Below are 16006 nucleotides of genomic sequence, written 5' to 3' on the forward strand. Positions count from 1 at the left end.
TACCTTAAAGTAGCTTTATAAAAGGATTTTCTTTAAAACTTTCATTGTAACCAATAGAATTGGAATCTTTATCTACATCATTTAATCTACTATTAATCTTTTCCATTATTAAGTTTATTTCGTCTAATTTTTCATTACAATATTCAAACATATTATTATCTATGTAGTTTAGTGGATTTTCTATATTTAAATTAAATATCATTTTATTTACTATGCAAGATAGTTTTGTATCAAATAGCTTTACACCCATAAACACAGCACCATCAATTACAAATTTTATATTTGCTAAATGTGCGTTTTTTTGTGTTTTTAACATAGAAGCAGTATTTTTATTTTCTTCTTGCTTTAATAATTCATTAATCCACTCAATTTTTTCACTTAAATTTTTAATCTTTGACAAATTTATACTTAAAATTTGGGTTGCACCGATGAATTCATTTATTCCTTTCATATTTTCTCCAAAGTTGTGAATTTGTATTTTTGTTACTTTTTTTGGTGTAGCTTCTATTATGCCACTATCAATATGTTTTTTTAAGGTAGCTAGTATATTTTTTTGCACCATTTTCTCCTTGATTATTGAGCAGTATTTTTCAAAATAAAGCAAATTTTATTCCATATAATATTTAGAGATAATTTGATATAATTTTTCTAATTTTTAATCAATATGGCGGTGATTTTTGAGAAAGTTATTATTTTTAATTATTTTTGTAATACTTCATTCTAAACCTATAGATTTTAGCTTATATAAGTTAGATTCTGTTACCCCTACAAATAGACCTGCTTTATTAATACTCTCTGGGATTCAAGGTGATGAGCCCGGTGCATTTAATGCAACATCAATTCTAATAAAACACTATAAAATCTTAAATGGTAATGTTTGGGTTGTCCCAAATTTAAATCAATATAGTATTTTAAAAAATAATCGTGGAATTTATGGAGATATGAATAGGAAATTTGCTGAATTATCTATAAATGACCCAGAATATAAAATTATCCAAGATATTAAAAAAATAATATTAGATGATGATGTTGTTAGAGTTTTACACCTTCATGATGGAAGTGGATTTTATCGTGATAGATATATTAATAACCTATTAAATCAAAGTAGATGGGGTAATTGCTCCATAATTGATCAAAACACATTATTTGAATATGATGATTTAAATATCAATATAAATGAAATTGTAAACCATATAAACAATAATTTATTAGACAATCTACATCGTTATCATGTCCGTAATACAAATACAGCACAAGGTGATATAGAACAAAGTAAGAGTCTTACATACTTTGCTACTATTAATAAAAAAATGGCATTTGCAAATGAAGCTTCAAAAAGCCTCCCATTAGAACAGAGAGTATATTATCATCTACTTGCAATAGAAGGTATGTTTAAGATTATGAATATTGAGTTTAAGAAAGATTTTGAGTTAAATACAAGTAATATTAAAAACTTAATTAACGATAAAAATATGAATATTGTTATTAACGATATTATAGAGCTTCCTTTATATAATATAAAAAATAGTTTAAATTATTTTCCAATTCAAAAAGATAATTTAAGATTCTACTCAAACACCCCTATTATATGGCTTTTTGAAGATGGTAATAATTTTAGAATCAAAAATGGCAATAAAAATATCGTATATCTAAAGCCATTTTTTATAGATTTTGATGATAGTTTAAAAAATGTCTCTTTGGTAGTCGATGATAATGAAGTGGAGATTCCAATAGGAACAATAATAAAAGTAAAAGATAGTTTTAGTGTAAATATGCTTCCATATCGTGTAAATATCATAGGTTATTCTTCTAACAAGCTTGGTAATAGTGACACTGAAGCAGGGATAACTATAAAAAGAGATGATTTAATTGATAAATTTTCTATTGATAAAACAAGCTCAAAATTTAGAGTAGAATTTTATAAGAAAGAAGGCAATATTGAAAAATTTTCTGGAATGATAATCATTGATTTCCAAAGCTAGTTAGGATTTAATAAGCTTTTTAAACCATTAAGATTGTTCAACTAAAGTTTAAAGATAACAATAATAACGATAAAGCTATTTTTAGAATTAAAAGTAATTTAGTATTTACAAGTGTTTTGAAAATATATTACACAATGTATTCAAAAAGTCAATACTTTATATTTATTATAAATTAAAGAAATAACAAAACACCTTATTTATGCTCTAATTTAAACTTTAGTCTTATTATATTTTGTAAATGATAGTTTTAGGCTTGTTAGATAAATATAAAATATTTCTCTAAATCCTTAGATTCTTTTAAAAAGGAATCTAAACTTATTTCTTGGATATAAAGCTTCTTATATTTTCTTCTACACCTCTCATTAACCTATCTCTAGTTTCTTTGTAAGCCCAAGCAATATGTGGTGTTATTAAAATCTTTTTTTTAAGTTTTTTATTTAAAAAAGGATGATTTTTTGTCATTGGCTCTATTTCTAACACATCACAAGCAAAATAAAAATCTTTTTTTACAATTGCTTTTGCTAAGTCTTTTTCATTAACAATCCCACCTCGTCCTACATTAATTAAAATAGCATCTTTTTTTAGCAAATTTACCTCTTTTTTTGTAACTAGATTTCTTGTTTTTTCATTTAGTGGAGCGTGGATTGATATAATATCACTATTTTTAAATAGGCTAGATAAGTTTGTTTCTTGCTTAAAGTCTTTACTAGAGTTTTTACCACTTGTTGAATAATACACTATATTTACTCCAAATGCTTTGGCAATTTTTGCTACTTCTTTACCAATATTTCCAAAGCCTATTATTCCCCAAGTTTTATTTTGCAATTCATATAATTCATTACTGCTATTTAAATGGCAAAAAATTTTGCTTTTAGCCCATTTACCCTTTTTGACATATTCATCATAATAATTTAACCTACCAATGATATTTAAAACTAGCATAAATGTATGTTGAGCTACCGCCTGAGTGCTATAATTTGCTACATTTTTAACCTCAATATTTAATTTTTTTGCACATTCTAAATCAATATTATTCATTCCTGTTGCAGTTATACAAATAAGTCTTAAATTTGGTAGAGCATTTAGAATCTTTTCATCTAATATAACTTTATTTATTAGGATTACTTCAGCATCTTTTGCCCTCTTAATAATATCTTTTCTGCTTGTTGTTTGGTATATTGTTAATTTGCCAAGTTTTTCTATTTCTTTTAGGTTGCTTTCTCCAAGTGTAAGTGCATCAAGCATTACTATATTCATAATTATCTCCCTCATTAGAATTTCAATATCACAGCTATCTATGATTAGATATAATACTAATTCAACATTTTAAATAATATTAAATTAGGGTTAAAAATTGTTAGGAAAAATTAAAATTGCTAATATATTAGTAGATTCTATACCTTATATTAAAAAGTTTAGAGATAGCATTATTGTTATTAAATATGGTGGTTCTGCACAGCAAAATATAGAATTAAAAGAGAATTTTGCTAAAGATATAATACTCCTTTATATGTTAGGAATTAAGCCTGTGATAATACACGGTGGGGGTTCAAAAATAAGCTCTATGCTAGAAACTTTAAACATAGAAAGTAAATTTATAAATGGTATAAGGGTAACATCAAAAGAGGCAATGAAAGTTGTTGAGATGGTTTTAAGTGGTGATATAAATAGGGAGTTGGTATTTTTCTTTAGCCATTATGGAATAAAAGCAGTTGGAATAAGTGGTAAAGATGCTTCTATGTTTGAAGCAAAGCCAAAAGACTTTGATGCTTTTGGCTATGTTGGGGAGATTACAAAAGTGAATATAGATGTTTTAATGAAATTATTAAATGATGGATTCGTGCCAATAATCTCACCAATTGCTTTTGGTGATAACATTAATCACCCAGGATTTAATATAAATGCAGATAGTGTTGCTTGTGAAATTGCAAAGGCAATTAATGCAAATAAAGTTATATTTTTAACTGATACAAAAGGGATACTAGATGAAAAAGGTGAATTAATTGCTACACTTACACCAAAAAATGCTAAGAAATATAAAGATTCTAGTGTAATAACAGGAGGAATGATACCAAAGATTGATGCTTGCATATCTTGTATTGAAAATGGTGTAAAAAAAGTGCATATAATAGATGGTAGAATCCCGCATTCTATTTTATTAGAGTTATTTACATCAAATGGTATTGGAACGCAAATAATTAATGAGCAACAAAGCAAATCATAATGGAAGCTAAATTTAATTTTAATCACTTAAATATAATAGATTTATATAAATATAGCTTCATTGATAGAATCTTCATTAAATTACAGACAAGAGCTCTTGGTTCTAGGATTGATAGGCTTTTTATTTTACTTCCTGTATTAATAAATATGAATTTATCTGATAAATATAAGGCGGTAGATAATACAAAAATGTTTTTAATAGATACAATAGAACCTAAAAATCTAGCTCTAAAAGTATATGATAGAGTGATTTTACGCCTTTTTGATTATAAAAAAGATAATAATTTATTTATTCAAGATAGGCAAAAATCTTTTGATATTTTATGTCAAAATATTCAACTTTATAGTATTGTTGATAGAATCTTAAGCGATGAAGAGCAAAAAAGTATTTTAAGAGAAATTATTAAAAAGCAATATGATGAATCATATAGCATAGATGATAATACAAAAAATATTCTTAGCTTCCAAGAACAACATTATTTATAAAGATTATAAATGCCTTAAGTTAATATTATAGATTTATTAATAATTACTTAAATTAAGGTTTATATAAGATTACTTAATTAAAATCTCATTTTTAATTTTTAAATTATAAAGGCGTATTATGAATCTAACTACGATGGCTAAAAATACTAATATAAATCGCGAGTGGATTGTGCTAGATGCAAAAGATGAGGTTTTTGGGAGACTTATTACCAAAGTGGCTATTTATCTTAGAGGCAAGCATAAGCCAAGTTATACACCTCATGTTGATTGTGGTGATTTTGTTGTAATAATTAATGCAAATAAAGTTAAATTTAGTGGATTAAAACTAGATTCTAAAGAATATTTTACTCATTCTGGTTATTTTGGAAGCACAAAGTCAAAAACTTTAGCAGAGATGTTAGAAAAAAGCCCAGAGAAATTATTTAGATTAGCAGTTAGGGGAATGTTACCTAAAACAAAACTAGGAAAAGCAATGATTAGGAAGTTAAAAATTTATAATGGAGAAGAACATCCACATACCGCACAAATCAATAAAAGCAAAAAGGACTAATAAAATATGACAAAAGTTTATGCAACAGGAAAAAGAAAAAGCGCAGTAGCAAAAGTTTGGATTAAAAGCGGAAAGGGCAAATTACTAATTAATGACAAGAGTTTAGATGATTGGTTAGGTGGGCATGAGGCTATTAAAATGAAAGTTATACAACCGCTAGTATTAACAAAGCAAGAAAAATCCATAGATATTGTTGCTATTACATTTGGCGGTGGATATAATGCACAAGCTGAAGCATTAAGACATGGAATTTCAAAAGCATTAAGTTTGTATGATATATCATTTAGGGGTATTTTAAAGCCAAATGGTTTATTGACTAGAGATTCTAGAGTTGTTGAGCGTAAAAAATATGGGAAAAGAAAAGCCAGAAGAAGCCCTCAATTTTCTAAAAGATAATTCTTATAAAATTTCTTTTATAAGAATCTCCTGCTATTCTTACTTAACATTTGATTTAATAAAGCTTTTTAAATCTTTTATTGAATCAATAATATTAGGACTTAGTCGCATTAAAGGAAGAGTATTTTTATAAATCAATATATTATTATTTTTTGTAGCAGTGATATTTTTTAGTATTGGATTATAGCTTAGTAAATTTTCTATATTATTTGCTTCAATACCTAGTAATAATATCTCTGGATTTGCTTTTAAAATATATTCACTAGTAATAATTGGTCTTTTAATATCACTATCAGGAGAAAGATTTTTAACGCCAATTATCTTTAAAATATCAGCGATTAGTGAATTATTTGAAAATGCCATAAGTGGCGAGCTTGAAAATAAAAAAATAGCACTTCTTTTAATAGGCTCTTTTGAAAGCTCATCTAGCTTTGCTTTAAAATCTTTCTTTAGTTCTTCTGCTTCCTTGTTTTTGTCTAAAATTTTTCCTAGTGTTGTTATATTACTATATATATCATCTAATCTTTTAGATTCTAGATATAAAGTTTCTATTCCTAGATTTTCTAACTTTTCTTTTAACCCTATTGAGTATTGACTAAGGATTACTAAATCTGGTTTTAAAGAGATAATTTTTTCTAATGATGGATTTGAGAAGCTCCCTACACTTGGTAATTTTTCTGTCTCTTCTTTTGGGTGTATGCTTGATTGTTGCAATTTTGCTATCCCTTTAATATGGTTTTGAGCATTTAGCATATATATTATTTCAATACTTGCACTATCAAGCACTACTAAATTCTTTGCATATACAAAAACACTAAATAATGTTAATAATATTATCTTTTTCATTTTTTCTCCTTGGTAATATAAATGGTAGATTATTATGCTTTATAACATCACAATTTAGGTCATAAACATCTTTTAAAATATCTTTTGTGAATAACTCTTTAACACCTCCTTGATAAAGATTTTTACCTTTTTTTAGAAAAACTATTTTATTACAAAACAAGCTAGCAAGGTTTAAATCGTGCAATACCACCACTACGCAAATATTGTTAAATTTTTCCTTACAAATACTAAGTAATTCAATAGCATAGTTTAAATCAAGAGCACTAGTAGGTTCATCAAGTAGAAGAATCTTTGGATTTTTTAGCATTGCACGAGCTAAAAGAACTCGTTGAAATTCACCTCCACTAAGACTTAAAATGTTTCTATATAAAAACTCTGAGATATTTAACATTTCTGCAATATTTTCTACATTCTCATAATCATCTTTGCTATATGAGATAAAATATTGTTCTAGCATTGCATATTTTCCCATTAACAAAACATCAATAGTTTTTAGTGGGGTAGTAATGGCAGACTTTTGTGGAACAAAACCTATAATTTTTGCTAAATCTTTAATGCTATAATTTTCTATATTATTATCTAATATTTTAATAATCCCGCTTTTTGGCTTTAAAAAACCTAGTATATTTTTTAGTAAAGTGCTTTTGCCACAACCATTTGCTCCTAATATTCCAAAGAAGTCACCATTTTTTACCACTAGGTTTATATTTTGTAGTAACATATTATTTGTGTAGCCAAAATATAGATTTTCTATACTAATGCTCAAAATCCTCTCCTTGAATTTAATGTTAGATATAAAAATATTGGTGCTCCAAAAAATGCACTAACCACACCTATTGGAATTTCAATTGGTGATATAATGCTTCTTGATAAAGTATCACAAAATAATAAAAATACTCCACCAAGTAGTGTGCAAAGAGGAAGCACTAAAGCCATATTATAGCTCTTGATGCTAACTCTAATAATATGCGGGATAATAAGCCCTACAAATCCTATCAATCCACTAAAGGCTATTCCGAAAGAAACTGCTAGAGATGAAATAACTAACATATTTAGTTTTAATCGCACAGAATCTACACCTAGATTTCTTGCTTCTTCATCTCCACTTAATATTATATTTAGATCATTTCTGTGTAAATAAAAATATATTAGACAAAATATCAATGGAGCAATAATAATTGATATTTTATTCCACGAAGCAAGACCTAAATAACCCATAAGCCACATTACAACCTTAAAGGAATCCTCTCCTATATAATAAATCAAAAGCGATGTAATGCCTCCTAAAAATGATGATATAGCAATGCCAATAATTAACAAAGTAGCAATAGAATGCTTATTATTAATCATAAAAATAAGTAGAGAAAATAGGCAAGAGCATATAAAACCAAAGATTCCAAAGTAATAATCTGGTAGTTTAAACATATATGCCATAATTGCTCCAAAGCTAGCTGCTGAAGCAATGCCTATAATATATGGATCTGCTATGGGGTTAGAAAATATATTTTGTGTAATTGCACCAGATGAGGCAAGTAACATTCCTATTAATATAGCTAAAATAATTCGCGGAAGTCTAAGTTCTCTAACAATAATGCTATGCTCATTATCGCTAAATAAAGCAAATAATACTTCTTTAATGCTTAGATACTCTTCGCCTATCATTAAAGCAAATAGCAGCATTGTTGCATAGGCTATTATAATTACAACATAGCAAATAATTAATCTTTTAGTAAGCATATCTTAACTCTAAGTAATAGCTTCGTCCCATTGCAGGTTGATATTGTGGATATTTTTGATATGTTGCATAAAAATAATTAAAGAGGTTTTTAACACCAACACTTATTTTGTAATTTTGTATATTATAATTTACTCCTAAATCACTAAGTAAATATCCTCCTTTATTCATTATATGTTTATTTGTGTCTATACTAGAAGAAAAATATGCGTTATTCATAAATAATTCTATATTTTGAGTATCATCTCTATATACCTCTCCATTTATTGCAAATGTAATTTTTAACCACGGAACATAGGGTATATAGGTATTTTTTAGATTAGCATTACTTTCATTTGCCTTAAAAATATTGCTATAAATATATGATATTCCCTCTTGGAATCTTAAGCGATTATTAAATAAGCTATGCCCCGCTACTAATTCAACCCCTAATCTTTGAGTTTGTCCGAGATTTCCATAAGTATAAGATGTGCCATGTGTAATATTATTTACATAAATCTCATTAAATGTATGTGTATAGAAAATATTAAATGATATGTCATTAAAGTCTATATTATCTTTTAGTCCAATTTCTGCAGTTACATATTGTTCAGGTTTTACATGATTTAGCTCAATATTATTAAGATTGCCTGTATTATTGCTATTGATACTAGAGTTTGGATCTGCATTTATCATTTGAAAGGCAGATGGAGAGATAAAGCCAAGTTCTGTCCTTAGATATACATTACCTGTACTGCTATAATAAAAATTTGGAGCTATCTCTGTTGCATATCCAAGTCTAGAAGTATGAGTATAAAATTTATTATATTCTGTATTCTCTAATGTGTTTGTCTTTTGCCAATAATCTTGCACATTGCTAATATAGTAGTTTGAATACTCTACTCTAGCTCCAACACCAAGATCAAAGAAATCAATAGGCTTGTAGGTATTATAAATATAAAGGCTATTACTTAATTTAGTAGCCTTATTTCTTACATTACTAATATATTGTAAAATATTAGTATTATTAGCGTTATTAATTCGTGTTGGGAATATATGATTAATATAATTTAGTCTATTTGAAGATTCTAAGATATTATCTAGCCCAACAACCAAAGAATTATTTAAAATATCATATTTAAATTTAACATTTGCCCCACCACCTTGATTAAAAAAGCCACTTCCTCCTCCCATATTCATAATTCCAGCAGGACAATTAAAGGCTTCTGTGGCTTTAGTGCTAAGACAATATTCATAATCTATATACTTTAGATTGCTAAACTGATAGAAAGCAATTGCATCTAAGCTTATTTCATTACTTATTTTTCCTTTATAATTTAGAGAAGTAGCTAAAAAATCTATATTATTCTTATATTTATAATCACCAGGATTATTCCATTCATCTTTTAGCTCTTTATTGTTTTTGGTAATTACTGATGTATTACGACTATTACCTTGTGTTTTAGTAAATTCTAAATATGATATTGGAGTATTTATATAGGAGTGTCCATAGCTAATATTAAAATCTAGTTTATGGTTTTCGTTTATATCATAATATGCTTGGAATGCCCCAAATAAATTTGTGCTATTATCATTTCTAAACGCATTTATAGTGCTTTTATCACTAGCTATACCCTTAGCATTTCTAACTCCTCCGATATATCCGCCACTAAAATCTCCCCTTAAAAATATCTTATCACTTACTTTTCCTCCCCCAGCAAGAGACAAAGACCCACTTTGAAGTCCCAGCTTTTCACCACTGCTTAGTTTTAAAATTGCTCTTGCAAAATTCTTACTTGGCTTTTTGGTAACTATATTTACTACTCCTCCTCTTGTGCCACTTCCATATACTACTGCTCCACCCCCTGGTATTATTTCAATGGATTCTATATCATCAATATCTACGCTATTATACGCTGCTACTCCGTGGCTTGTATCTAGCAATGATATTGGCACTCGATTTAGCAGAATTTTAACTGCACGATTTGCATCTTCTCCTTGTCCTCTTAAATCTATATTGTTTCCAAATCCTTTATTGCTGAAAGTTATTAATGGTTGGTATATCAATGCTTGCTCTAATGAATGATATCCCTTAGATTCTAAACTATTTTTTTGTATTAATAAACTTGCACCATTTTTAATCGGTAAATCAAATCCTAATATAGAAACTACGCTCTCACCAATATATACTTCTTCTAGGTTCTTATAGCTTTTATTTTCAGTTGCCATAGTAACTTTTATAAGTAATATAATTAATAATATTTTAAATTTTATATTCATTTTTTTCTCCAAAAATATTGATTAATATATATTATTTAAATTATAATAATCATTCTTAAATTAAGATTGAATTTATAATAGTTATTTTGTTAAAATTTTCTTAAACTCTTTATATGTTTTTAAAAATATCTTATTTAAAAATTTAACTATTAATTTTATTTTTGAAAGGAAAGTATATGAGTATAGATAATATTATTACACATATGAATAATCATCATAGGAATAATTTAATTGACTTATGTAGAAAATTTGGCGGAGTAAGCAAGGTGGATGAGGTAGAATTGATTGGTGTTGATTTTAATGGATTAGATATTGTTTATGATGGCCATAATTTACATATTGATTTTCCAAAAAAAGCTACACAAGAAACTCTTAAAGATGCTGTGATAGAACTTTGTATGAGTGTAAAACAAACGCATAATATTGCTATGGTAAAAGAAGAGTTAGAAACTTTTATAAAAGGTTTTGCTTCAATATCTATGGCAACTATTAGTAGTGATAATAAAGTTATGTGTTCTTATGCACCATTAATTCAAACGGAATGGGGAAACTATATTTACATTAGTGAGGTTTCAGAACACTATGAAAACATTAAGAATAATCCTAAAAATATTGAAATAATGTTTATAGAAGATGAAAGCAAAGCATCTTCTATCATACTTAGAAAAAGAGCTAGATTTAGAAGTGAGGCTAGTTTTATATCTAGAGGAGAGGAGTTTGATAAGATTTTTGATGAATTTGAGCTTCAGCATAAAGAAAGTAGTGGAATTAAAACTATTAGAAAAATGCAAGATTTTCATTTAATAAAATTAGATTTTAAGAATGGACGTTTTGTGAAAGGCTTTGGTCAAGCTTATGATATTATTAATGGTGAAATAAATTTTGCAGGAAATAGTGGGAATCCTCATAAAATGCCACATAAATAATTTATAATAAAACGTATAAGGCTATAATCTCTTATTATCTAACTATAAAGTTAATAAATGTAAAATTATAGTTTGATTTTATATTTAAGGTTTTTATTTGATTATAGTTATAGTTGTCGATTGTTTTAAAAATAAGAGTAATGGAACGGCAGTTAGTGCAAATAATTTAAGTATTACATTAAAAAATAAAGGTCATATTGTCCGTGTAGTAGCCCCATATATCAGTGGAGATAATATGTATTGTGTAAAAGAGCGTTATATTCCATTTGTTACAAAAATAGCACATAGTCAGAATATGCACTTTGGTGATGCGGATTCTAAGATATTAAGAAAGGCATTTAAAGATGCTGATATAATTCATTTTTTCCTTCCTTTTAAACTAGAAATAGTTGGTGTAAAAATAGCAAGAGAAATGGGAATCCCATATATTGGTGCTTTTCACTTACAGCCAGAACATATTACTTATAATGCTAATTTAAGGTGGATTCCATTTGCACATAAATTTATTTTTTGGCTTTTTAAGCACAGGATGTATTATAAAATCAAGCACATACATTGTCCATCGAAAATGATTGCAGATGAACTTAGGAAAAATAATTTTAATTCAAAACTTTTTGTTATATCAAATGGTTTTAATGCTTCATTTATGCCACTACCAAAACAAAGAGATAATAATTTTTTTCATATCATAATGACTGGTAGATATTCAACTGAAAAGAGGCAAGATATTCTAATCAATGCAGTTAAACTAAGCAAATATGAAAAACAAATTAAACTTCACTTAAAAGGTAGCGGTCCTCGTGAAAATTACTATAAAAAAATTTCACATAGTTTAAGCAATAAAGTTGATTTTGGATTTGTCAGTAAAGATGAATTAATTAATTTATATTCTAAAATGGATATTTATGTCCATACTGCAGATATTGATGGAGAGGCAATTTCTGCATTAGAAGCCATTGCCTGTGGAGTTGTGCCAATAATAAGTGATAGTAAATTATCTGCTACAAAACAATTCACACTTGATGAGAGAAGTTTGTTTAAAAGAGGTAATGCTAAAGATTTAGCACAAAAAATTGATTATTTTATAGAAAATAAGCACATATTGCATAAGTTGGGTAAAGAGTATTCTAAGAGTGCAAAAGATTATGACTTAAATATATGCGTAGATAAAATGTTAGATTTATATAATGAAGCAATTAGAGACTTTAAAGATTCTGCAAAATGAGGTTTATTGGGTTTTCATTTGTTTTATAATTCTTTAAGAAAACATTAAAAATATTTTATTTATAATTCATTTACTTTACTTAAAATTATTTAATATTTAATGAGGAAAATTTATGAAAAGAAATGGTTTTAGTATGATAGAGTTAGTTTTTGTTGTTGTAATTTTAGGAGTTTTGGCAGCTGTAGCAGTGCCAAGATTTGTTGCTACTAGAATGGATGCACATGTGGCTACTTTAAGAAGTGATGCATCGTCTGTTATGAAAGCTATTGTAGCAAAAGTTTTTGCTGATAATATAGACACAACTGCTAGTAAAGCTCCAGCACCAAACGACCCAACTAAAAGCACTATGATTACTTGGAGCGAATGGATGATAGAAGTAGGCGGGCTTGATAGACAAAGATGGATGAAAGCTATTGCTAGTGATAGAACAATTACTCCAGTTTATCAATGGGTAGTAAATGGTCAAAGGGTTCCAATGCCTTGTGGAGACCTTATACAGATTACAACAAGTGGAGATTTATATTTTAACCCAAATAGTTTGCCAGATAAAAATACACAAGGACCTCACGAAGCAATTTGCTCACTTTTAAAAGAAAGCTATGGCAAAGATGCAAATAAAATAATACCATTAACTTCAACAAGAACACTAGAATTTTAATTAGTTTTAAAAACTAATTAAAAATTTTTTAAATGTCTATTATAGTAATTTTATATATAATATTCTACTTTTTAATTAATAATTCATTATTCTTTAAGGTTTAAATTTTTTATTTTTAATTATAATACTATCTGCAATTTATATTAATCAATAAAAGTTTAACTTTTATTGGTAATTGACGATTGTGTCTTTAGAGATATTCTTTCTCTACTTAAATTAACATAAAGGAATTGATGTATGAAGAAGATTCTGATATTAGCAATAGCTTGTTTGACAATATCTCAAGCTAAAATGTTTGTTGGTGCAGATGGTGGCTATATAATGTATGGGAGTGCATCAAATGGCTCTACTAATTCGTCTATTTATGATTCAAAAAATAAACATAGATTTGATTCTGATGGTTGGAGTGTTTCACTAAATTTTGGAGCAGAAGGCTTTGTTAATAATTATTTTGGAGCTAGAGCCTTTTTAGAAGCATTCTATTCAAGAGGATTAAATAATAGCATTAACATCATTGATATTACTGGAAATGCAGATATTATAATAAATTTTGTTAATACAGGTGGATTTGCATTTGGTGCATTTGGTGGTCTTGGAGTAGGATATGAATATTTATTTACAAATAAATTTACAACAGGTGATGGAATTGCTCCATTCTTTGGAAGAGTAGGTCTTACTTTTGGATTAGGAAATAATAGTAGAATTGATGCTACACTTAAATTACCTATTATGGGTTGGTATATTCACGGAAGTGACTCTAATAAATTTGTTCAATCTCCACTTTCATTCCAACTTGGATATAAATATCTATTCTAAGTTTATATAAGAGGCATAGCCTCTTATATAAATAAATTAAGTCTTATGATGCAATCTAATTATATATATTTTTTAAATAATCCATTTTGGCAGTCGTATTTAAAAGTAACATATCAGCTATAATTATAGATAGTAAGTTTTCTGCTACCACACTACCACGTATGGCAATACAGGGGTCGTGTCTTCCTTTTAGGTTAAAATCTATTTCATTATTTTGTTTATCAATTGTTTTTTGTGTTAAAAATATACTGGGAGTAGGTTTAAAATGCACTTTTATGGTGATTTCATCACCATTGCTAATTCCTCCTAAAATTCCACCACTATTATTGCTAAGAAAACCACTTTTACTTATAAAATCATTGTTTTCACTACCTAATCTTTTGCTAGATTCTATACCTCCCCCTATCTCAACAGCTTTTACTCCATTTAACCCCATCATTGCTTCAGCTATTGCAGAATCTAACTTGTAATATAGTGGCTCACCTAGTCCAATAGGCACTTTACTAGCACATATTAAAGCTACTCCACCAATACTATTATGAGATTCTCTAGCATTTTTTATTTCATTTTTTTGTATATTTTCTATTTCATTATCAAGACAAAAAATCTCACTTCGTTTAGCAAAGTCAAAGTCTATTTTATTAGCCTTTATATTGCCAATTTGATATACCCCACTTTTTGTTTCTATGTTAAATTCTTTTAAAAAAAGTTTTGCTATAGCTCCACTTGCAACCCTCGCAACACTCTCTCTAGCACTACTTCTCCCACCACCGCGATAATCTCTAATGTTATATTTATGAAAGTATGTAAAATCAGCATGAGATGGGCGGAATATGTCTTTTAGGTTTTCATAATCCTTACTCTTTGTATTGTTATTTGCAATTATCATTGCTATTGGCATTCCTGTAGAATATCCCTCAAACACACCACTTAAAATTTCTACTCTATCTTCTTCTTTTCTTTGCGTAGAATAAATATTTTTTCCACCTTTTCGTCTATCTAACTCATTTTGTATAAACTCTAAATCTATTATTAGTCCTGCAGGAACTCCATCTACAACACAACCAATAACTTTCCCATGAGATTCTCCAAATGTCGTTACTCTAAATTTTTTGCCAATAGTGTTCATTTTACCTCTTTTTTAGAATAAAATAAGCTTCTTTTGCACACATTTGTTCAGCTTCTTTCTTGCTTTTTCCATTTGCTATGGCATATTGCATATTATTTATCTTAACTTGCATTGTAAAGCTTTTATTGTGGTCAGGACCACTTGAATCTATTAATTCATATTCTGGTATTACTCCACAAATCGCCTGCGTTAGCTCCTGTAATGCAGTTTTATAATCTACAAACAAACTATCTAAATCTATTTCTTTATAAACTAATTCAAGTAAATGATATGTAATGTTACGAGCATATTCTAGCCCCCCATCAATATAAACTGCACCAATTAATGCCTCAAAAGCATCTGATAAGATAGATGGTTTAAATCTCCCTTTATTTTTTATTTCAGATTGAGAGATGAATAGATACTGCCCTAGTGTGATAGCATTTGCTAACTTTGTAAAGCTATTTTCATTTACTATTGCTGCACGAAGCTTTGTTAAATCCCCTTCATTACTATTTTTTAGCTTATTAAATACATATTCACCAATTAGCAAGTCAAGCACCGCATCACCAAGAAATTCTAATCTTTCATTATTAGTAGTTTTATTGTAGCTTTTATGTGTCAGAGCCTGTATTAGAAGTGCTTGATTATTGAAATTGTATTTAATACTTTTTTGTAGTATTTCTAAATCATTTAACCATATATTTTGTTTATGATTCTTAGAATCTTGTGTGCAATTAGTAGAATCCTTATTATTTATTTTTAGTTTACTAGCTTCTTCTTTTGCAATTTTATC

General features: G+C 27.6%; 17 protein-coding genes. 9 read left to right on the plus strand and 8 right to left on the minus strand.

Translation table 11 applies throughout. The features are described from left to right. Nucleotides 1-4 precede the first annotated feature (4 nt). Nucleotides 5-559, minus strand: a complete 555-nt coding sequence (locus tag CQA44_RS02040; RefSeq protein ID WP_181881739.1) for a flagellar FLiS export co-chaperone — start codon at nt 557-559, stop codon at nt 5-7. 118 nt (nt 560-677) lie between these two features. Here CQA44_RS02040 and CQA44_RS02045 point away from each other — a divergent pair, with 118 nt between their 5' ends. Further along, on the plus strand, nt 678-1982 hold the full coding sequence (locus tag CQA44_RS02045) for a M99 family carboxypeptidase catalytic domain-containing protein (protein ID WP_115545616.1): 1305 nt from the start codon (nt 678-680) through the stop codon (nt 1980-1982). 315 nt (nt 1983-2297) lie between these two features. Here CQA44_RS02045 and CQA44_RS02050 read toward each other — a convergent pair whose 3' ends face one another. Then, nucleotides 2298-3239 carry a D-2-hydroxyacid dehydrogenase gene (locus CQA44_RS02050; RefSeq protein WP_115545617.1) on the minus strand — a complete coding sequence of 314 codons (942 nt, stop codon included), beginning with the start codon at nt 3237-3239 and terminating at the stop codon, nt 2298-2300. A 97-nt stretch (nt 3240-3336) separates the two neighbouring features. Between CQA44_RS02050 and argB the strand changes: the two genes are divergently transcribed. The 4 genes from argB to rpsI all read left to right on the plus strand — a co-directional run bounded on the left by argB (nt 3337) and on the right by rpsI (nt 5637). Next, on the plus strand, nt 3337-4206 hold the full coding sequence (gene argB / locus CQA44_RS02055; protein WP_115545618.1) for an acetylglutamate kinase: 870 nt from the start codon (nt 3337-3339) through the stop codon (nt 4204-4206). After that, on the plus strand, nt 4206-4691 hold the full coding sequence (locus tag CQA44_RS02060) for a hypothetical protein (protein WP_115545619.1): 486 nt from the start codon (nt 4206-4208) through the stop codon (nt 4689-4691). Before argB ends, CQA44_RS02060 begins: the two co-directional genes overlap by 1 nt. 118 nt (nt 4692-4809) lie before the next feature. Further along, nucleotides 4810-5241 (plus strand): 50S ribosomal protein L13, encoded by a 432-nt coding sequence (gene rplM, locus CQA44_RS02065; protein WP_115545620.1) that lies wholly within the window; start codon nt 4810-4812, stop codon nt 5239-5241. Nucleotides 5242-5247: 6 nt separating this feature from the next. Next, the gene (gene rpsI / locus CQA44_RS02070) at nt 5248-5637 is read left to right on the plus strand and encodes a 30S ribosomal protein S9 (protein WP_115545621.1); all 390 of its coding nucleotides are present in this window, start codon (nt 5248-5250) and stop codon (nt 5635-5637) included. Between the two features lie 39 nt (nt 5638-5676). Here rpsI and CQA44_RS02075 read toward each other — a convergent pair whose 3' ends face one another. The 4 genes from CQA44_RS02075 to CQA44_RS02090 are packed head-to-tail and all read right to left on the minus strand — an operon-like array spanning nt 5677 to nt 10477. Next, nucleotides 5677-6483 carry an ABC transporter substrate-binding protein gene (locus CQA44_RS02075; RefSeq protein ID WP_115545622.1) on the minus strand — a complete coding sequence of 269 codons (807 nt, stop codon included), beginning with the start codon at nt 6481-6483 and terminating at the stop codon, nt 5677-5679. Further along, nucleotides 6452-7204, minus strand: coding sequence for an ABC transporter ATP-binding protein (locus tag CQA44_RS02080; RefSeq protein WP_115545743.1), 753 nt, complete (start codon nt 7202-7204; stop codon nt 6452-6454). Before CQA44_RS02080 ends, CQA44_RS02075 begins: the two co-directional genes overlap by 32 nt. Nucleotides 7205-7245: 41 nt before the next feature. Beyond that, the gene (locus CQA44_RS02085; RefSeq protein WP_115545623.1) at nt 7246-8220 is read right to left on the minus strand and encodes an iron ABC transporter permease; all 975 of its coding nucleotides are present in this window, start codon (nt 8218-8220) and stop codon (nt 7246-7248) included. Then, a complete protein-coding gene (locus CQA44_RS02090) occupies nt 8210-10477 on the minus strand; it encodes a TonB-dependent receptor (protein ID WP_115545624.1) in 2268 nt (755 codons plus the stop codon). Before CQA44_RS02090 ends, CQA44_RS02085 begins: the two co-directional genes overlap by 11 nt. A 176-nt stretch (nt 10478-10653) precedes the next feature. On the opposite strand from CQA44_RS02090, the gene CQA44_RS02095 reads away from it, so the two are divergent. The 4 genes from CQA44_RS02095 to CQA44_RS02110 all read left to right on the plus strand — a co-directional run bounded on the left by CQA44_RS02095 (nt 10654) and on the right by CQA44_RS02110 (nt 14102). Next, nucleotides 10654-11403, plus strand: coding sequence for a HugZ family heme oxygenase (locus CQA44_RS02095; RefSeq protein WP_115545625.1), 750 nt, complete (start codon nt 10654-10656; stop codon nt 11401-11403). 97 nt (nt 11404-11500) lie between these two features. Continuing rightward, nucleotides 11501-12628, plus strand: a complete 1128-nt coding sequence (locus tag CQA44_RS02100) for a glycosyltransferase (RefSeq protein ID WP_115545626.1) — start codon at nt 11501-11503, stop codon at nt 12626-12628. A 112-nt stretch (nt 12629-12740) separates the two neighbouring features. Next, on the plus strand, nt 12741-13286 hold the full coding sequence (locus CQA44_RS02105; protein WP_115545627.1) for a type II secretion system protein: 546 nt from the start codon (nt 12741-12743) through the stop codon (nt 13284-13286). Between the two features lie 237 nt (nt 13287-13523). Next, the gene (locus CQA44_RS02110; RefSeq protein WP_115545628.1) at nt 13524-14102 is read left to right on the plus strand and encodes a hypothetical protein; all 579 of its coding nucleotides are present in this window, start codon (nt 13524-13526) and stop codon (nt 14100-14102) included. Nucleotides 14103-14157: 55 nt separating this feature from the next. Here the strand turns inward: CQA44_RS02110 and aroC are convergent, their stop codons facing one another. Both aroC and rnc read right to left on the minus strand, forming a co-directional pair. After that, the gene (gene aroC, locus CQA44_RS02115) at nt 14158-15231 is read right to left on the minus strand and encodes a chorismate synthase (RefSeq protein ID WP_115545629.1); all 1074 of its coding nucleotides are present in this window, start codon (nt 15229-15231) and stop codon (nt 14158-14160) included. Between the two features lies 1 nt (nt 15232). Beyond that, a complete protein-coding gene (gene rnc / locus CQA44_RS13130) occupies nt 15233-15970 on the minus strand; it encodes a ribonuclease III (protein ID WP_408941372.1) in 738 nt (245 codons plus the stop codon). Nucleotides 15971-16006 lie beyond the last annotated feature (36 nt).

Source organism: Helicobacter sp. MIT 14-3879 (assembly GCF_003364125.1).